This is a genomic window from Amycolatopsis sp. TRM77291 (assembly GCF_054166285.1).
The window spans coordinates 7,472,057-7,490,709 of record NZ_JBSZHF010000001.1; the positions used below are offsets into that span (position 1 = coordinate 7,472,057).

The following is an 18,653-nucleotide window of genomic DNA, read 5'->3' on the forward strand; positions in this document are numbered from 1 at the left end:
GGCTGGAACCGTCCTTACCACTCACGAGCTAGAACCCACTCGGTAGTGCGGTTTCTGCCGGGTGGTGGGCTTGGCCGGGGGTTGCGAAAGCCACTTTCGCAACCTTCAACGTTGCGAAAGTGGCTTTCGCAACGTTGGCTGTAGCCGGGCATCGTCCTGGTGACCATGTCGCGAAAGCCACTTTCGAGACGTCTGGTGTCCCGAAAGTGGCTTTCGCGACGCCCGCTCCGGAAGCCAGTAGGTATCTGAGACACCGTTGGCTAGAACCGTCCTAGCCACTCACGAGGCCTTACTTGATGAAGCCCTTTTNGCCCCCCCCCCCCCCCCCCCCCCCACACCGGCTCCAGACCCCCACAGACCGCGCCCGGGGTCAACGGCGGCCGGAAGCCAGTAGGTATCCAAGACACCCTTGGTTCTAACCGTCCTTACCACTCACGAGCCCTAGAACAGCCCGCAGTTCCCCACGGCCGGCAGCCCCGCGAAGCGTCCCTCAAGCCAAGCGAAAGCCTCCGGGAAGGCCCGGATCGCCCCGCCGACGTGCGTCGGGACCAGCGACGTCGAGAACTGCACCTTCGCGCCCTTCGCGCACCACGAGCGCGCCATGGTCCGCCCCTGCGCGTAGGGGACGATGTCGTCGAGCGCACTGTGGACGACCAGCGTCGGCGCGCCCGGCTTCCGCGCTCCGATGAGCTGCTCGCCGACTCGCGTCTTGTACGGCTCTTCGCCGAGGTACGCGGTCAGCGGCCTGCCGTCCTTCGTCAGGTCCTTCGACTGCGTGAAGGCGTGTCCGAAGATCGCGTCCCCGGTGCACTCCTGCTTGACCTTCTCGAACGCTTCGACGCCCTTCGCGTTCAGCAGGGCCGGGATGTTCAGCTCCGGGTACGCCGCGTCCATGCTGACCAGCGTGAATCCGAGGAATCCGAAGGCGTAGTGCCCGTCGATGTTCTTGCCGACCTCGGCCAGATCGGCCGGGACGGCGCCCGCGTACGAGCCCTTCAGCTTGAGCTCGGGCGCGTACGACGGCTGGAGTTCGGCGGCCGACGCCGACGCCCCGCCGCCTTGCGAGTAGCCCGCGGTCGCGACCGGGCCGTTGTCCGGCAGGTTCGCTTCGGGCAGGCGCTGCGCCGCGCGGATCGAGTCGAGGACGGCGTTGCCCTCGGCGACGCGGTTGACGTACGTGTGGACGCCCGGGGTGCCGAGGCCCTCGTAGTCGGTGACGACGACGCCGTAGCCGCGAAGCAGCAGCCCGGCGATGAAGGGCCCTTCGTACTCCATGCCCGCCGCGAGGGCTTTCGACGGCGCGCACTGGTCGCCGACACCCTGCGTCCCGGCCGCGTAGCCGATGACCGGCCGTTCGCCCGCGCCGGTCCACGCCTTCTTCGGGGTGAGGACGGTGCCGGTCACGGCGTTGGCCTTGCCGTGGGTGTCGGTGCTGCGGTACATGATCCGCCGCACGTCGGCGTCGGCCTTGATGAGTTTCACGGGATCGACGTAGAAGGTGGACGGTTCGTGCCGGATGATGTCGCCGGGAGCACCCGCGGGCAGTGGCGACGGGGGATCGTAGAAGGACGGGGCGGCCGTGGCCTGCGGTGCCCCGAAGGTCAGCAGGGCCGCGATGGTGGCCGCTGAGACGGCGGCGGAAACACCGAGCCGGGATCCTGGACGCATGCTTGCTCCTCGTTGAGCACAAACATTTTCGACAGACGTGTCGAAAAAGAGAGTCAGTGAGGTGGCGCACAATGTCAAGCCCGGCGCCGCGAGGGAGACCCCGCAAACTCCCGATCGGCGAGCAACGCGCGCGAGTGCTGAGTTCGGCCGCCGGCGTCTTCGCGGTGCACGGCGCGCAGGCCGCGACGATCGAGCAGATCGCCCGGCGCGCGGGGGTGTCCCGCCAGGCCGTCTACGAGCAGTTCGGCGATCGCACGACGTTGTTCACGCAGGTCGTCGCGGATATCGAGGAACGGGCCTTCGAGGCGATCGGCGCGCCCGCCCTGGATCTCTCGCAGCCCGAGCTGCGGTCTTGGGCGCGCGCCAACTACGCCAACATGTTCGCCTTCGTCGCGGCGAATCCCGACGCCTTCCCGGTCCTGCGCGAGGCGGAGCGCATGGGCGACCCGGCCCTCACCCGCCTTCGCGAACGGCTCGCGGGCGTATACACCGAGGCGAGCAGGCAACGCTGGGCGCGCCACGGGGTCGACTCCGGCCGCGCGGACAAGGCCCTGGTCACGCTGTTCTTCGCGATGACCGAGGCGCTCGTCCAGGCGAGCTGGGACGGTGAGCCGCCCGACGCGGACGCGCTCATCGACCTGCTCACCGAATTCACCGTCGGCGGCGTCGTCCGCCTGCGGACCGAGGCCGCCGACGTGATGGAAAGACTGCGTTAGGCCGCGACGGCCGCCAGGGGCACTTCGGCGACCGAAGCCAGATCCGGTGACGAGACGACGCGGTTGCGGCCGTTGCGTTTCGCCGCGTAGACCGACGCGTCGGCCGAGGCCATGACCTCGTCGATGGTCCGGCCGTCCAGCGGGTACGTCGCCACGCCGACCGACGCCGTCCGCTGTTCGATGACGACGGGGTTGCCCTCGTTGTCCTGGGTCCTGATGACCATCTCACTGATCCGCTGCCGGATGCGCTCGGCGACCGCGACGGACTCGTGCTTCGACGACGAGGTCAGCAGCACGACGAACTCCTCGCCGCCGAACCGCCCGGCGAGGTCCTGCGTCCGCGTCTCGGCCTTCACCAGCGCCGCGACGCCCTTGAGCACGTCGTCGCCCGCGAGGTGGCCGTAGGTGTCGTTGATGCTCTTGAAGTGGTCGAGGTCGATCATCAGCGCGCCGAACTGGCCGTTCTCGCGCTCGGCGCGGGCGACCTCGCGGACGGCGCCCTGCTGCCAGGTCGTGGCGTTGAGCAGCTGGGTCTTCTGGTCGGTGGTCGCGAGCTCTTCCAGCTGCTTGATCAGCACCGAACGCTGCAGCAGGTACAGCGGCAGGAAGACGAGCAGCACCAGCACCGGCTGATGCGGCAGGACGGCGAGGACGAGCGCGCCGATGCACACCGTCGAAGCCTCGAGGATGTTGTCGTCCCAAGAGCCGAGGAGCGTCTGGACGGTCGCCTTCTTGGGGGCCGCGAAGTACAGGCCGGTGCCGGTGAAGACGGCGTTCATCAGGAAGAAGACGAGACTCGCGGCGCAGATCGCCGTGACCGACGCCGTGTCCGCGCCGACGACCTGGACGGACGCCCAGGCGGCGAACGCGGTCAGCGTCATGGATGTGGCGTTCGCCACAGTTCGGTGGGGATTGACCGTGTGAAGGCCTGCCCAGCTGCGGTATCCGAGGTGAAGATAGATCACGGTCACGAGAAGCGCGGTCAACTGCGGCGGAAGTAGAATCGCGCCGGGCAGGACCCAGACCGAGGTCATGTTGATATGCGGGGTGACGCTCATGCTGCGGCGCTGGCGCTCGATCCGGCGGGTCGCCTCGGTGTGCGCGATGGCGAGCCCGGCGAGCAGGAAACACAGCAGGACCTGCGAAGACGTGATGGCGATGGATGCGGCGAAGACCCCCGTCAGTGCCAGCATCGTCGCGACGGACAGCCCGGTGTAGGCGATCCAGTGCTTAGGCCGCTTCCACAGCTCCCACGCGCCTACCGTGAGAGCCGAACGATGTCCAGCACGTTCCTCCGATGTGATCATCTTTCCCCCTGACTCTTGCGTCATTCTCCGAAACCCCCTACTTACGGACAGCTTCTACCGACTTGCGGGCTGTCGACAAGCTCCCTAGGTGTGTACTTTTCTCTGAGAGGTCGAGGGAAAGGTGCCAGCGATGGCCGGTAGGGATCAGTGAACTGGGGCGCGCGCCAGACGTCCGCGCGATCGGGCCGGCGCGTGGAACACCTCAATGTTCTGCGCGCGCGGCGTCTTTTTCCTGCCACCGTTCCGGGTCGCGGCTGAGGATCCGGAACCAGCTCAACGCGAGCGGGATGGTCAGCACCAATCCCGCAAGCCCGAAGACGCCGACGGTCGACTGAGGGCCGACCTGGTCCGCCAGGATGCCGCCGATCAGGGGACTCACGCCCATCGTCGTGGTCAGTCCGGTGTTCGACAGCCCCATCACCTGTGCCCGGCTCTCGTCCGGCACGGCCAGCGTCAGCGACGCGGTCGCCTGCATCAGTGCCACCGTGCCGAAGCCGCCGCAGAGCACGAACAGCGCGATCGACGCCCACGGCCCCGGCTGCAGGAAGCACAGCAGCAGCGGGATCGCCGTCAACGCGGAAAGCGGCCCGATCAGTTTCGGTCTGACGTGCGCCGGCACCCAGCGCGAATAGATGAACGCGCCGATCACGCTGCCGATCGGATCGGCGGCCAGCAGCAGGCCGATGACCTCGGGCCCGCCGCCCGACGAGGCGACGTACGGCGCCGCGATGCCCTCGTAGACCGGCAGCAGGCCCATCAGCCAGGTGAACAGCAGCAGCGAGCGCAGCCCTGAGCTGGCGAAGACGATCTTCCCGCCAGAGCCGATCGACGCGAAGAACGACTTGCGTTTCTCGCCGGTCGCCGCGGCCGGCCGCGACTTCAGCCCGAACCGGACGAACAGCGCCGAGATCACGAAGGTGACCGCGTCCAGCGCGAGGGCGATATGGGGTTCCAGCGCGGTCAGCAGGAGACCGCCGCCGGCGAATCCGGCCAGCTGCGCCGATTGGACGGTCATGCTGCGGATCGCCATGCCGACGACGAACCGGTCGCCTTCGAGGATCTGCGGCAGCAGGGCCAGCTGGGCCGCCTTGAACGGCGGATTCAGCAGCGAGACCGCGCCGACGAGGACGCACAGCACCCAGAATGGCATCACCGGGATCGCGACCAGCGCGATCAGCAGGGCCCGTAACAGGTCGACGACCACCATCACGGTCCGCCGGGGGAACCGGTCCGCGAAGCCGGTGAGGAAGATGCCGCCGAGCAGCGACGGGGCGTAGGTCAGCGCGTAGGTGAGACCGGTCAGGGTCGCGGAGCGGGTTTCGGTGAAGACGAGGACGGAGAGGGCGACCCTGGCGAGTTGATCACCGAAGATCGAGAACAGCTCGGCGAACCAGAGCGAACGGAACTCGGCTACACCGAACACCTCTCGGTAAGTGACCCGTCCGGCCGAAGCCATGCTGCCCCCAATAGGGTCCTTATTACGCGACAAACTCGTGACCGAGAGTAACGCGGTCACGAGCTCGTCACGAAGCGTCATTCGTTCACGTAAGTGTCTCCTGACTGTTGGTGATTGGCTAGGTTCTTTCGCCGGGTTTCTGGAGTTGGAGATCTTTTTCGTGGATGAACGACCGGTCGCGAAGATGTCCCGCTGGCCGGTCCCTCGGCTCGGACCTGCGGCTTTCGGTGTTTTTGGGGTTTTCGCCGGGAAAATCCGCGCGGCGACGCGTCACCCGGCCCGGGGATGCGACGCGCCGTACGTCCTCCGGGGCGGCTGTGTTCGCAGGGGGCGCGATCGCTTTTCGACTCCGCTCCGCGACCGTGAGGTCCATCGGGCGGGATCGGCGCGGTCCGCCGAATGGCTGACCGATACGCCATTCAGTGGAGTGGCGGGCTCAGCCGTAGACCGCGAGCACTTCGCGGGCCGAAGCCGCGTCGCGTTTGGCGACCTCTTCGCGCACGATCGGGATGACGTGGCGGCCGAAGTCGATCGTGTCGCCGAGCATGTCGTAGCCGCGCGCGGAGAGGATGTCGACGCCGAGGTCGTAGTAGTCGAGCAAGGCCTGCGCGACGGTTTCGGGCGTGCCGACCAGCGCGTTGGAGTTCCCGGCGCCGCCGGTCGCGGCCGCAGTCGGGGTCCACAGTGCCCGGTCGAACCGTTCCCCTTCGGCGGCGACCGCGAGGAGCCGCTGCGAGCCGGTGTTCTCCGGGTTCGTGAGCGAATGCCGCCGGGTCAGCTGCTTGCCCCCGCTCGTCCGCTTCTTGATGGCGTCGACCGTGCGGTAGGCCTTCTCCCAGGCGAGTTCCTCGGTCGGCGCGATGATCGGGCGGAAGGCGACCTGGATCCGGGGTACGTCCGTCCGCCCGGCGGCCTTCGCCGCGGCCTTGACCGACTCGATCTGCTCGGCCGTCTGCGCGAGAGGCTCGCCCCACAGGCAGAAGATGTCCGCCTCGGCCCCGCCCGCCGCGTACGCCGCCGGAGACGAGCCGCCGAACGAGACGCCCGGGCGCGGTTGTTGCACAGGCCGGACGTCGAGGACGAAGTCGGCGAAGCGGTAGTGCTCGCCTTCGTGGTCGAAGGGCTCTTCGGACGTCCAGGCCCGCTTCACGATCTGGATGTACTCGCGCGTGCGTGAGTAGCGCTCGTCCTTGGTGAGGTAGTCGCCTTCGCGCTGCTGTTCGTGGTCGCTGCCGCCGGTGATGAAGTGGACCGTGAGCCTTCCGTCGGAAAGCTGGTCCAGCGTGGCGAACGTCTTCGCCGCGAAGGTCGGGTACGAGACGTTCGGCCGGTGCGCCAGCAGGATCTGGAGCTTGTCGAGCTTCGACGCGACGTACGCGGCCGCCTGCGCCGGATCCGGCCCGCTGGAGCCGTACGCGAACAGCACCCGGTCCCAGCCGAATTCCTCGTGCGCCCGTGCGAGTCGCAGCGTGTAGTCCTTGTCGAAGACGCCGCCCGATCGCGGACGGGTCTCCGAACCGTCGTTGGTGCCTCCGATACCCAGGAATTCGACCGGCATCGCGCGTTCCTCTCGTCCGTGTCCCCTGCTCGACGAGTACGCGCCGGTTCTCCGGCGTGGCAACGGGTTCCGCTCCTTGAGAACCCGCACACCGCCGGGAATCCCGGCGTAGCTTCGGCTTCGTGGGTACCGCAGACCTTCCCTACGTGCTCGCGGTGGTCGGCGCCGGTCCACGTGGGGTCGGCGTGCTCGAACGGCTCGGCGCCAACGCCGCCGAACTGCTCGGCGGACGGCGGCTGATGGTGCATCTCGTCGATCCCTTTCCCGCCGGGGCCGGGCGGGTCTGGCGCTACGAACAGTCGCCGTTGCTGCGCATGAACTCCATGCCCGAGGACGTCACGGTGTTCACCGACGACACCGTGCGGATCGACGGCCCGGTCAGACCGGGCCCGTCACTGATCGAGTGGGCGCGGCTGGTCCGCTCGGGCAGGCTCGACGCCGAGGTGGACGGCAGCCTGCGCGCCGAACTCGAAGCACTGCAAAGCGATCACTTCCCGACGAGGCGGCTGCAGAGCGCGTACCTCGCCTGGTTCCACCGCAAGGTACGCGCCGAACTTCCCGCCGGGATCGAGGTCGTCGAACACCGGACCCGCGCGGTGCGGCTCGAAGACGGCGAGCCGCAGTCGCTCTGGCTGGAAGGCCGCGCGGACCCCTTGAAGGTGGACGCCGTCCTGTTCACCGTGGGGCATCTTGACGCCGAACCGGACGGACGGGAGGCCGAACTCGCGGATTTCGCCGCACGTCACGGCCTCGCCTACTACCCGGCCGGTTACACCGCCGACGTCGACTATTCGGCGATCGAGCCGGGGGAAACCGTGCTGGTGCGCGGATTCGGCCTCGCGTTCGTCGATCTGATGCTGCTGCTGACCGAAGGCCGCGGTGGCCGGTTCGAGGAGCAGGCGTGCGGCGGGCTGAAGTATCACCCGTCCGGCGCCGAGCCCGTGTTGTACGTCGGGTCACGTCGCGGGGTGCCGTATCACGCGAAGATCGGCTATCGGCTGTGTGGGAAACCGTTGCGACTGCCCAAGTTCTTCGACGCCTACGCCATCGAAAAGCTGTGCGCCGTGCCCGGGCGGATCGATTTCCGCCGCGACGTCTGGCCGCTGATCTCGAAGGAGATCGCGTGGGCCTATTACAGCGAGCTGTTCACGGCTCATCCCGAGCGGGTGCGCATGGATTTCGCCGTCTTCGCCGATGCCTTCGCGGACGCCGGGCCCGGCGAGCTCGACGAGCTGGTGGCGCGCGCGGTTCCGGGCGTGGACGACCGGCTCGATCTGGAGTACCTGGACCGGCCGATGGCGGGAGCCCGGTTCGGCAGCGCCGAGGAGTACGGCAAGGAGCTGCGCGAGTACGTCGAGGCGGACTTGAGCCGGCGGGCGGACCCCGGGTACAGCGCGGATCTCGGTGCCTTCACGGCGCTCCTGTCCGTGATGGGGCAGCTTCCCGCGCTGGTGCAGACCGGACGGCTCGACGCGGTCTCTCAACTGTCCGATTTGGATGGTTGGTTCCTCGGCTTCTTCTCCTATTTCGCCAGCGGCCCGCCTCCGCGACGGCTCGAAGAACTGCTCGCGCTCCAGGAAGCCGGTCTCGTTTCCTTCCTCGGCGCCGAAACGCGGGTGTCGGCGGACGAGGAACGCCGGACCTTCGTCGCTTCCGGTGCCAGTTTTCCCGGCGAGACCGAGGCGCGCACGCTCGTCGAGGCGCGGCTGCCCGAACCGAGTATCACCAGGGCGGCCGATGTCCTTTTGCGACAGTTGCACGCCAGTGGCGCGCTCGGCGAGGAGGCCGTCGTCGACACGGTGACCGGCGACAGGCTGCTCGCCGGCCGGATCCACACCCGCGTCTCCGACGGCCGGATGCTCGACGGCCAGGGCCGTCCGCATCCGCGCCGGTTCGCGCTCGGACCGCATACGTCGGCGCGGTCGGCCGGGGCGTTCACCCGGCCGCGGACGAACGCGCTCCCGTTCCGGCAGAACGACGTCGTCGCGCGGGAGATCCTGAAGCTGGCCACGGAGGCGTAACTCGCGTGATCAGAGCCGTAACTCACGTGATTGGAGACGTATCACGCGAGTTACGCCTTCAATCACGCGAGTTACGTCTTTAATCACGCGAGTACTGGCTTTCCCAGACCCGCGAGGGCAGTTCCTTCCGCACGATCGGGACGACGTCGGAGGCGAAGAGCTCCAGGACGTCCCGCGCCTCCCCGGAGGTCAGCCCGTCGACCGACATCGCCTGCACCTCGTGCCCGAACGACGCGTGGTAGTCGCCGATCTTGTCGATCACCTGCTCCGGGCTCCCCACCAGCGCGGAACCTCCGGTGATCTTGTCCTCCAACGTGGTGAACTCGGACTTGTTGTGCTGGTACGCGGGTGTCTTCATCAACGCCTCGAAATACGGCCGGTAGCCGTCCAGCGCCTCCTGCGAGGTCTTGGCGACATACAGCCCGCCCGCGCCCGAACCGACGAGCGCGTCCGCCGGATCGTGGCCGTACTCCGCCCATCGCCGCCGGTAGTGGTCGATCAGGTCGGCGTACTTCTTCTTGGGGTGGAAGCCGTTCGCGGTGAACAGCGGATCGCCGAACTTCGCCGCCAGCTCGGTCGACTCGGTGCTCGACGCGCTCCCGTGCCAGATCCGCGGCCGCGTGTGGAACGGCCGCGGCTGGGTCGTGACGTCGGTCAGCGGCGAGCGGAACTCGCCCTCCCACGTCACTCCCTCCTCCAGGAACAGCCTGCGCAGCAGGACGAACTTCTCCGCCTGGTACTCCCACTGCCGCTCCTCTTCGAGGCCGAACAGCGGGAAGTGCCGGGGATCGTTGCCCTTCCCGATCATGAGCTCCAGCCGTCCGCCGGAAAGCTGGTCGAGCGTCGCGTAGTCCTCGGCGACGCGCACCGGGTCGAGCACGCTGATCACGGTCAGCGTGGTCAGCAGCCGGACGCGCCGGGTGCGTTCGGCCACCGCGGCCAGGATCACCGGCGGCGCCGAGGAGAGAAACGGCTCGCCGTGCCGCTCGCCGACGCCGTACGCGTCGAAGCCGAGCTCTTCGGCGAAGATCGCTTCGTCGACGACTCGGCGAAGGCGCTCGTGCTGGGTCGGTGTCGCCCCGGTTTCGGGGTCGGGATGGTTGGCGACCAGGGAGAAGAGCCCGAACTTCATCGTGTCTCCAGGGGTTTCCGGCCGGGGATGGCGGCGAGTAACTCCCGCGTGTAGTCCGCGGACGGCCGTTCGAGGACGTCCTGGGCGGGGCCGAGTTCGACCAGTTCGCCGCCGCGCAGCACGCCGACGGTGTCCGCGATCTGCCGGACCACGGCGAGATCGTGCGAGATGAACAGGTACGTCAGGCCGAGCTCGTCCTGGAGATCGGCGAGCAGCCGCAGGATCTGCGCCTGTACCGAGACGTCCAGCGCGGACACGGGTTCGTCGGCGACGATCAGTTCCGGGCGCAGCGCGAGCGCCCTCGCGATCGCCGCGCGTTGCCGTTGCCCGCCGGACAGTTCGGCGGGTTTGCGCTTCAGCACCGAAGACGGCAGGGCGACCTGGTCGACCAGCTCCGCCGCCCGCGCCCGGCGTTCCGCCTTCGTGCCGACGCCGAAGGCCCGCAGCGGCTCGGAGATGACGTCCTCGATGCTGAACTTCGGGTTCAGCGACGCGTACGGATTCTGGTACACGAGCTGGAACCGGCGCCGCAGCCGTCGCAGCTCCTCGCCGCGCAACGCGGTGATGTCCTCGCCGTCGAACTCGACGACGCCGTCGGTCGGCGTCTCCAGCCGCAGGATCATCCGCGCGGTGGTCGACTTGCCCGAACCGGACTCGCCGACCAGCGCGAGCGTCCGGCCGCGGGCGATGTCGAACGAGACGCCGTCCACGGCGCGGACGGCCCCGAAGGTCTTGCCGAGATCGCGGACCGACACCAGGACATCGGACGACGGCGGCTTCGGGTCCCGCAACGGGGTGTCGGACAGGCTCGGCGCGGCGGCGAGCAGGTCTCGCGTGTACTTCTGGGTGGGCGCCGCGAGGATCTCGCCGGTCGTCCCTTCCTCGACCACGGCCCCTTGGGACAGCACCACGATCCGCGACGCCCGGTCGGACGCGACGCCGAGGTCGTGGGTGATCAGCAGGACGGCGGTGCCCGCGTCGGCGGTGAGTTCTTCGAGATGGTCGAGGATCTGCCGTTGCACGGTGACGTCGAGCGCGCTCGTCGGCTCGTCGGCGATGATGAGTTTCGGCCGTCCGGCGAGCGCGGCGGCGATCAGCGCCCGCTGACGCAGCCCGCCGGACAACTCGTGCGGATACTGCCGTGCCCGCGTCTCCGGGTCGGCGATCCCGGCCTTGCGCAGCAGTTTCACGGCCTCGGCGCCGGCGTCGCGTTTGCCGGCGAGGCCGTGGATGAGCAGCACCTCCGCGACCTGATCACCGATCCGGTGCACGGGGTTGAGCGACACCGCCGGATCCTGGGGGACCAGCGCGATCTCGCGGCCGCGCACCGAACGCCAGGCGCGGTCGGAGAGTTTCGTGAGGTCGCGGCCGTCGAAGGTGATCTCGCCGCGGTCGATCCGCCCGCCGCGCGGCAGCAGCCCGATGGCCGCGTGCGCCGTCGTGCTCTTGCCGGAGCCGGACTCGCCGACCACGGCGACGATTTGTCCCTTGTGGACGGAGAGCGAGACGCCGTCCACGGCGGGCACGGATTTGTAGGAAACCGCGAGATCGCGGATGGTCAGCAGTTCGCTCACCGCACGTCTCCTTCGATCGCTCTGGACAGCCGGTTCGTGGACAGCACCACGGCGGCGACGGTGAGCCCGGGGAAGGTCGTCATCCACCAGGCGGTGGCGAGGAAGCCGCGGCCGCCCGCCACCAGTGAGCCCCATTCCGGCGTCGGCGGGGTGGCGCCGTAGCCGAGGAAGCTCAGCGCGCTCACCTCCAGCACCGCCGTGCCGAAGGTGAGGGTCGCGAGCGCGAGCACCGGGCCGAGCGCGTTGGGCAGCACGTGCCGTCCGAGCACCCCGGTCCAGCGCACGCCTCCCGCGCGGGCGGCCTCGACGAACACGCCACTGCGGACACGCAGCACCTCGGCGCGCATCAGCCGGGCGAACTGCGCGAGATTCGCGACCCCGACCGCGATCGCGACGTTGGTCGTGCCGAAGCCGAGCGCGGTGACCAGCGCCAGCGACAACAGGATGGACGGGATCGCCAGCAGGACGTCGACGCAGCGCATGATCGCCGAATCGAGCGCGCCGCCCCGGAACCCGGCGAGCAGGCCGAGCGCGGAACCGGCCGCGAGCGCGACGACGACGGCGATCACGGTCGCCTGCAACGAAAGCGCGGCACCGTGCACGACCCGCGCGAAGATGTCGCGCCCGGTTTCGTCGGTGCCGAAGAGATGGCCGAGCGATGGTCCCCGCATCTTCTCCGCGGGGACGCCGGCGAGCGGATCTTGCCCGGTGAAGAGGCCGGGGGCGACCGCCGCCAGCAGGGCGAACGCGAGGACGGCGATCGCGATGATCAGGCCCGGCTTCCGCCGGGTGCGCACGAGAACGTCAGGCATCGGCGGTCTCCCGGTGTCGGATCCGCGGGTCGAGCAGGGGATAGACGAGGTCGACGAGCAGGTTGATCACGACGAACACCAGCGCGGCGAGCACGATCACCGCCTGTACCACCGGGATGTCCTGCGCGGTGACCGCCGACGACGTCACGCGGCCGAGGCCGTCACGGGAGAACACGGTCTCGGTGATCACCGAACCCGCGATCAGGTTTCCCGCGACCACTCCGGCGATGGTGAGTGTCGGCACCGCCGCGTTGCGCAGTAAGTGTCCGAAGTGGACCCTCGACCGGCTCGCTCCCTTCGCCAGCGCGATCTCGGCGTACGGCTCGGCGAGCTGCGTGCGGAGGCTCTTCGCCAGCACCTGCCCGATGATCGCGCCGGTCGGGATGGCGAGCGTGATCGCGGGCAGGATCAGCGACTCGAAACCGTTCGAGCCCAGCGCGGGCAGCAGCTTGAGCTGGAAGGAGAAGAACTGGATGAGCAGCAGCCCGACCCAGAACGGCGGAAGCGAGATCCCCAGCGGCGGCAACGCGAGCAGGAGGTCGCCCAGCCAGCGGTGCCGGGTGAGGGTGCCTGCGAACGCGATTCCGCCGCCGAACAGGATCGCGAGCAGCAGGGCGAAGCCGGTCACCGCGAGCGTCGGTGGCAGCGCCGAGACGACCATGCTCGTGGCGTCGTCCCCCGTGGCGATCGAGCGGCCGAAGTCGCCCTGTACCGCCGCGACCAGCCGTTTTCCGTACTGGAGCGGCAAGGGATCGTCGAGTCCGTACTCCGCCTTCGCGGCGGCCAGTTGTTCGGGTGTCACTGAAAGACCGGCCTCACCTCCGCCGAGCTTCGCGCTGACCGCGTCACCCGGCAGGAGGTAGAGGATCACGAAGGAGACGGTGAACGCGGCCCAGAGGACGAAGACCGCCTGCAGGACCCGCCGGAGTAGATATCGCCTCACGAGCCGGACACCCAGGCGTCGAACAGCTGGAGCCGGGACGACGCTTCGAAGCCGACGCCGTGCGCGTTCGGCCCGTGCGCCAGCACCTGGGTCAGCTCGAACACCGGCGCCGAGTAACCGTGCTCGATGATCGCGCGCTGCGCCTCCTCGGCGGCGGGCTTCCTTTTCGCCGGGTCCACAGTGGACGACTGGGCGTCGAGCGGCGCGTCGACCGGGTTGTCGGCCGAGAGCTTGCTGCGGTTGTTCGCCTTGGTGGAGAACAGGTTGCGCAGGATGTCCGGATCCGCGCGGGTGGTGTTGTACCAGAGGTACTCGTAGTTCCCGCTTTGCGTGATCTGCACGCTCTCGGCCGTCGTGCGTTGCTCGATCTGGAGGTCGAAGCCGATCTTCCGCAGCTGCTGCTGGACGAGTTCGAGCACGCTCTTGTTCTGGTTGAACACCAGGGAGAAGACGACCTTCGCGGTCAGCCGCTGCCCGTTCTTGGTGCGGATGCCGTCGGGGCCGGGCAGCCAGCCCGCGCTTTCCAGCAGCGCCGTCGCGCCGGCCGGATCGTAGGCGAGCAGTGGCGAAAGGTCGGTGTAGAACGGCGTCGCCGAGCCGAGGATGCTGGTGGCCGGCTTGTAGTTCGGCGTCAGCACGGTGTTCGTGACCTCGGGCCGGTTGATGCCCTTGACCACCGCCTGGCGGACCTTCTCGTCCGTGAGCACGCCCTTGGTGACGTTGGCGTGCAGGTTGAACACGACGCCGGGATTCGGCCGGGTGGGCTCGGTGAAGCCGTTGCCGGTGAACTGCGGTTCGTCGACCGGCTGGACGTCGGTGATGGCGTCGAGCTGCGCGGACGCGAGACTTCCGGTGCGCACACCGGGTTCCGGCACGATCTTGTAAGCGATCTTGTCGAGGTACGCCTCACCCTGGTGCTTGAACAGTGACGACCCCCAGCCGTAGCCCTTCCGTTTGGCGAGAACGATCTCCTGGTTCTGCTTCAGGCTCTCGAAAACGAACGGCCCGGAGCCGATCAGGCCCTCGCCCTGGCAACGCTGGTCGGCGGTCTTCCGGTACGCGGCGGGCGCGAGGACGCCGAGCGACATCGTCGAGCTGGCCTGCAGGAACTGTGCGCTGGGAACGGAGAACTCGATCTTGACCGTCTTCGGGTCGACGACCGTCGTTCCCTTGTACACGGCCAGGTAGCCCGAGCCGAGCTGCGATTTCGGGCCGAGCGCCTTGATCGCGTCGAAGCTCGTCTTGACCGCGGCCGCGTCGACCGGGCTGCCGTCGGAGAAGGTCGCGCCGTCGCGCAGATGGAAGGTGAACGCGGTCGAATCCGCGTTGCTCTCCCACTTTTCGGCCAGCCACGGCTTGATCTCGCCGGTGGCCGGGTCCTGGTCGGTCAGCGAATCGACCAGCTGGCGGCCGACGTTCAGGGAAGCGTTGGTGCCGACCTGTTGCGGATCGATGCAGTCCGGGCTGGACGAGATCCCGAGGCGCAGCGTGCCACCGGGTTTGGGTGGCCCGGCGTCGGCGCCCGTCGAGCCGCCCGCGGAGGAGCAGGCGGTGACGACAAGTGCGGTGAGCGCGAGTAAGGATGTGGCGGCGGTACGGGACACCGGGTGGCCTCCAGCGGGGAACGGAGCGCGTTTTCTCTTGCGCTGACCCGATTCACGCTAATCACGCCCTTGAGGCCCGCCCACATACTGAGCCCGGCTCCCAGCCCGCGAAACTTCCCGGCTTTCCGCTTGACAGCCCCGAAGGTACGTGAAGGCCCCCTTCATGTACCTAGGCGCAAGGAAGGGGGCCTTCATGTACTTAGGGGTTTCAGCAGCGGTTGAGCATGTCCGTCAGCGCGGTCTTCTCCGCGGACTTGATGCTCAGCTTGTACTTGTACTTCACCGTGGTCCACATCTTCGCGTAGGTGCACCAGTAGCCGACCGTCGGCGGCTTCCAGGCGTCCGGCGACTTGTCGCCCTTCTCCTGGTTGACGTTGTCGGTGACGGCGATCAGCTGCGGCGCGCTGAGGTCGTTCGCGAACGCCTGCCGCTGCGCGGTGGTCCACGACGAGGCGCCGGTGCGCCACGCGGCGGCCAGCGGGACGACGTGGTCGATGTCCACATCGGACGCCGCACGCCAGGTGGCGCCGTCGTACGGGCTGAACCAGCTGCCGGAGACGGCGGCGCAACTGCTGTCCTGCTGGACGTTCGTCCCGTCCCGCTTCAGCACGACCTCACGGGTGTTGCAGCTGTTGCCCTGGTCGGACCAGTGCGGGAACTTGTCGCGGCTGTACCCGGTCGACGAACCGTCCGGCTTGACGGTCAGCGCGGCGAGCTGGGTCTTGGCGGTGTCGGCCGACGGGATGCCCGGGGGCGTCGCTTCGGCGACGCCGACCACGCCCGCGGAGACGATCGCCGAGACGGCGAGAACGGTGAAGGAGCGACGAACAGCAAGCGCAGTTGGCATATTGCTGCCTCCGTGTCAGGTTTGGGGACCTGGTCACCTTGCGGTACGGATATGACCCACGCAACACCATCGGATGACACTCTGCTGGCTATTCGTGAACGGAGGGTGTCACGAGCAGGTAGGACAGGGTGTCCGTCGCCGAAAAATCTTCGGAAATTCCAGCTGAAGGTTCTGAGCCGAACGGGCTAGTCGTGTCGTTACTCGAGCCCGCGGACCAGCCGGAGGTCCTCCGTGTGCCGGTACCAGGTCCACCGGCTCATGGCGCGCGGATGGGCGACACCGTCGAGGCTCGGCCGGGTGGGGATGCAGCCGAGCTGGAACGCCCGCGCGTAATGCGTCGAAGGCCGCTTGAACAGCGTCCCCTTCGTGACCCGGACCATGAGCCCAGGGCCGCTCGTGTCCGGCTCGACCTCGATCGAGCGCGCGGGCCCGCGCAGCACGGTGTGCTCGTCGCAGTAGGCCACCCCGCGGATCATCCCGATCGTCCCGCGCCCGACCAGCACCCCGCCGGTGTCGTCGCGGATCAGCGGCACCGGGTCGACTTCGCCACGCAGGGCGAGCGAGAGGGCACGCAGCGGCTGCGTCGGCAGGCTCCAGATGCGGGCGACGTCGGAATCCGGCGACGACGGCACGAAGCCGAGCGACACGCCCGAGAGCTGTTCTTTTCGTAACAGCCGCAGCGCGACGGCCGCGAGGTCCGCGTCGGTGCCCGCGACCACCAGATGATCGTGTTCCCCCAGCAAGGGGTCGATATCCGCCTTGCCGGGACGGCTCGGGACACGCACCATTTCGACGTCGTCGATCTCCGGGAGTGTGGGCTCGCCCTCGGGACAGACCACCACTATTCCGCGCACCCGAAGGCCCTCCGTTACGCTCATGCACCGGCATTTACCAGCGCCAAACCACAAGTCGCCGAACACCTGGAGTGTCACATGCCGGCCATCGTGCTGATCGGGGCCCAATGGGGGGACGAGGGCAAGGGCAAGGCCACCGACCTGCTCGGCGACCGCGTCCAGTGGATCGTGCGTTACCAAGGCGGTAACAACGCGGGCCACACCGTAGTCCTTCCCGACGGGCAGAACTTCGCCCTCCACCTCATCCCGTCCGGGATCCTCACGCCGGGCGTCACCAACGTCATCGGCAACGGCGTCGTCATCGACCCGGGCGTGCTGCTCGACGAGCTCGCCGGGCTGGAGGAACGCGACGTCGACACCAGCAAGCTGCTGATCTCCGCCGACGCGCATTTGATCATGCCGTACCACGTGGAGATCGATAAGGTCACCGAGCGTTACCTCGGCAGCCGCAAGATCGGCACCACCGGCCGCGGCATCGGCCCCTGCTACCAGGACAAGATCGCCCGCGTCGGCGTCCGCGTGCAGGACCTGCTCGACGAGAAGATCTTCCGGCAGAAGGTCGAGTCGGCACTGGAGTTCAAGAACCAGGTGCTGGTCAAGGTCTACAACCGCAAGGCGCTCGACGCGGACCAGGTCGCCGACGAGGTGCTGGCCGCGGGCGAGAAGTTCGCGCACCGCATCGCCGACACGCGGCTTCAGCTCAACCAGGCCCTCGAACGCGGCGAGACCGTGCTGCTCGAAGGCTCGCAGGGCACCCTGCTCGACGTCGACCACGGCACCTACCCGTTCGTGACGTCGTCGAACCCGACCTCCGGCGGCGCGAGCGCGGGTTCGGGTATCGGCCCCGGCAAGATCGACACCGTGCTGGGCATCCTCAAGGCCTACACCACGCGTGTCGGCTCCGGCCCGTTCCCGACGGAGCTGGACGACGAGTCCGGCGAGTACCTGCGCAAGCAGGGCGGCGAGTTCGGCGTCACCACCGGCCGCTCGCGGCGCACCGGCTGGTTCGACGCGGTCATCGCGCGCTACGCGGTGCGGGTCAACGGCATCACCGACTACTTCCTCACCAAGCTGGACGTGCTGTCCGGGCTGGAGAAGGTGCCGGTGTGCGTCGGCTACGAGGTCGACGGGTTCCGGACGTACGACATGCCGATGACGCAGACCGACGTGCACCACGCGCTGCCGATCTACGAAGAGCTGCCGGGCTGGTTCGAGGACATCTCGGGCTGCCGCACCTTCGAGGAGCTGCCTGCCAACGCGCGGGCCTACGTCGAGCGGCTCGAAGAGCTCTCGGGCGCGCGGATCTCGGCGATCGGCGTCGGGCCGGGCCGTGAGCAGACCATCGTGCGGCACGAGTTCGTCTGACCTCGTGAGTGGCTAGGACGGTTAGAACCGTCCTAGCCACTCACGACTCAGGTGAGCGAGGTCTTCACCGGCGTCGGGTTCCGGAACAGGTCCAGCACCGGGCAGTGCTCGTCCACCTGCCGCTTCAGGTCCTCGTAGGCCTNGCTAGGACGGTTAGAACCGTCCTAGCCACTCACGACTCAGGTGAGCGAGGTCTTCACCGGCGTCGGGTTCCGGAACAGGTCCAGCACCGGGCAGTGCTCGTCCACCTGCCGCTTCAGGTCCTCGTAGGCCTCCGCCCCCGCGGGCCCGCTCAGCTCGACCGAAACGCGTACATCGCCGAAGCCCGGCCGGGTCTCCGAGAACCCGAAGAACCCGTGCAGGTCGATGTCGCCGTCCACGGTCACTTTCACGCCTTCGAGCGGCACGCCGAGCTTCGCCGCCCAGAACTGGTACGTGATCACCTGGCACGAGCCCAGCGCGGCGAGCGCGTATTCGACCGGGTTCGCCGCGGTGTCGGTGCCGCCGAGCGCGGCGGGCTCGTCCACCGCGAACGAGTGATCGCGAACCCGCACGTCCACCTGCGTCGCGGTTCCGGCGTTCAAGGCGTTGGCGACGCTGAACGAGACGGCGGCGTTGCGCGGGTCGGCGTCGACGGCGGTCTTGGTTCCTTCGATGACATCGGTCAGCGACATCGGGTCACTCCAGGATCGGGGATTCGGACGCCGCCCAGGGTGGGGCAACACCGCGAACGGCGCGCGTGATCTCAGTCCGTGAACCGCGAAATATCCTTTCGACAGCACCGTTAGCGTTGAAC

The 18,653-nt window shown here is 68.4% G+C and carries 15 protein-coding genes; 3 read left to right on the forward strand and 12 right to left on the reverse strand.

Annotated elements, in window-relative coordinates; all coding sequences use genetic code 11:
- Positions 1 to 441 precede the first annotated feature (441 nt).
- Positions 442 to 1,668: a lipase family protein gene (locus tag ACXIZN_RS34910; RefSeq protein WP_457959180.1), complete on the reverse strand. Its 1,227-nt coding sequence runs from the start codon at positions 1,666 to 1,668 to the stop codon at positions 442 to 444.
- A 134-nt stretch (positions 1,669 to 1,802) separates the two neighbouring features.
- Between ACXIZN_RS34910 and ACXIZN_RS34915 the strand changes: the two genes are divergently transcribed.
- Positions 1,803 to 2,384 (forward strand): TetR/AcrR family transcriptional regulator, encoded by a 582-nt coding sequence (locus tag ACXIZN_RS34915; RefSeq protein WP_340688523.1) that lies wholly within the window; start codon positions 1,803 to 1,805, stop codon positions 2,382 to 2,384.
- Here the strand turns inward: ACXIZN_RS34915 and ACXIZN_RS34920 are convergent.
- From ACXIZN_RS34920 to ACXIZN_RS34930, 3 genes are all read right to left on the reverse strand, one after another.
- Entirely contained in the window at positions 2,381 to 3,691 is a 1,311-nt protein-coding gene (locus tag ACXIZN_RS34920) for a GGDEF domain-containing protein (protein ID WP_457959181.1), read from the reverse strand. The genes ACXIZN_RS34915 and ACXIZN_RS34920 overlap by 4 nt on opposite strands.
- Before the next feature lie 202 nt (positions 3,692 to 3,893).
- On the reverse strand, positions 3,894 to 5,147 hold the full coding sequence (locus ACXIZN_RS34925) for an MFS transporter (protein WP_457959183.1): 1,254 nt from the start codon (positions 5,145 to 5,147) through the stop codon (positions 3,894 to 3,896).
- Positions 5,148 to 5,583: 436 nt separating this feature from the next.
- Complete coding sequence (locus ACXIZN_RS34930) at positions 5,584 to 6,705, reverse strand: LLM class flavin-dependent oxidoreductase (RefSeq protein ID WP_457959184.1); 1,122 nt, start codon at positions 6,703 to 6,705, stop codon at positions 5,584 to 5,586.
- A 122-nt stretch (positions 6,706 to 6,827) separates the two neighbouring features.
- Between ACXIZN_RS34930 and ACXIZN_RS34935 the strand changes: the two genes are divergently transcribed.
- Positions 6,828 to 8,726: an FAD/NAD(P)-binding protein gene (locus tag ACXIZN_RS34935; RefSeq protein ID WP_457959185.1), complete on the forward strand. Its 1,899-nt coding sequence runs from the start codon at positions 6,828 to 6,830 to the stop codon at positions 8,724 to 8,726.
- A gap of 79 nt (positions 8,727 to 8,805) precedes the next feature.
- On the opposite strand, the gene ACXIZN_RS34940 is transcribed toward ACXIZN_RS34935, so the two are convergent.
- The 7 genes from ACXIZN_RS34940 to ACXIZN_RS34970 form a co-directional block, all read right to left on the reverse strand.
- Positions 8,806 to 9,858 carry an LLM class flavin-dependent oxidoreductase gene (locus ACXIZN_RS34940; RefSeq protein WP_457959186.1) on the reverse strand — a complete coding sequence of 351 codons (1,053 nt, stop codon included), beginning with the start codon at positions 9,856 to 9,858 and terminating at the stop codon, positions 8,806 to 8,808.
- Positions 9,855 to 11,432 carry a dipeptide ABC transporter ATP-binding protein gene (locus ACXIZN_RS34945; protein ID WP_457959187.1) on the reverse strand — a complete coding sequence of 526 codons (1,578 nt, stop codon included), beginning with the start codon at positions 11,430 to 11,432 and terminating at the stop codon, positions 9,855 to 9,857. Before ACXIZN_RS34945 ends, ACXIZN_RS34940 begins: the two co-directional genes overlap by 4 nt.
- Positions 11,429 to 12,244, reverse strand: coding sequence for an ABC transporter permease (locus tag ACXIZN_RS34950; protein WP_457959188.1), 816 nt, complete (start codon positions 12,242 to 12,244; stop codon positions 11,429 to 11,431). The genes ACXIZN_RS34945 and ACXIZN_RS34950 overlap by 4 nt, the downstream gene beginning before the upstream one ends.
- Positions 12,237 to 13,187: an ABC transporter permease gene (locus ACXIZN_RS34955; protein ID WP_457959190.1), complete on the reverse strand. Its 951-nt coding sequence runs from the start codon at positions 13,185 to 13,187 to the stop codon at positions 12,237 to 12,239. Before ACXIZN_RS34955 ends, ACXIZN_RS34950 begins: the two co-directional genes overlap by 8 nt.
- Complete coding sequence (locus ACXIZN_RS34960; protein ID WP_457959191.1) at positions 13,184 to 14,791, reverse strand: ABC transporter substrate-binding protein; 1,608 nt, start codon at positions 14,789 to 14,791, stop codon at positions 13,184 to 13,186. Before ACXIZN_RS34960 ends, ACXIZN_RS34955 begins: the two co-directional genes overlap by 4 nt.
- A gap of 208 nt (positions 14,792 to 14,999) precedes the next feature.
- Complete coding sequence (locus ACXIZN_RS34965; protein ID WP_340686219.1) at positions 15,000 to 15,638, reverse strand: GmrSD restriction endonuclease domain-containing protein; 639 nt, start codon at positions 15,636 to 15,638, stop codon at positions 15,000 to 15,002.
- 197 nt (positions 15,639 to 15,835) lie between these two features.
- On the reverse strand, positions 15,836 to 16,516 hold the full coding sequence (locus ACXIZN_RS34970; protein WP_457959192.1) for a hypothetical protein: 681 nt from the start codon (positions 16,514 to 16,516) through the stop codon (positions 15,836 to 15,838).
- A 54-nt stretch (positions 16,517 to 16,570) separates the two neighbouring features.
- On the opposite strand from ACXIZN_RS34970, the gene ACXIZN_RS34975 reads away from it, so the two are divergent.
- Positions 16,571 to 17,857 (forward strand): adenylosuccinate synthase, encoded by a 1,287-nt coding sequence (locus ACXIZN_RS34975; protein ID WP_457959193.1) that lies wholly within the window; start codon positions 16,571 to 16,573, stop codon positions 17,855 to 17,857.
- A gap of 179 nt (positions 17,858 to 18,036) precedes the next feature.
- Here the strand turns inward: ACXIZN_RS34975 and ACXIZN_RS34980 are convergent, their stop codons facing one another.
- Entirely contained in the window at positions 18,037 to 18,531 is a 495-nt protein-coding gene (locus ACXIZN_RS34980) for an OsmC family protein (RefSeq protein WP_457959194.1), read from the reverse strand.
- Positions 18,532 to 18,653: the final 122 nt, after the last annotated feature.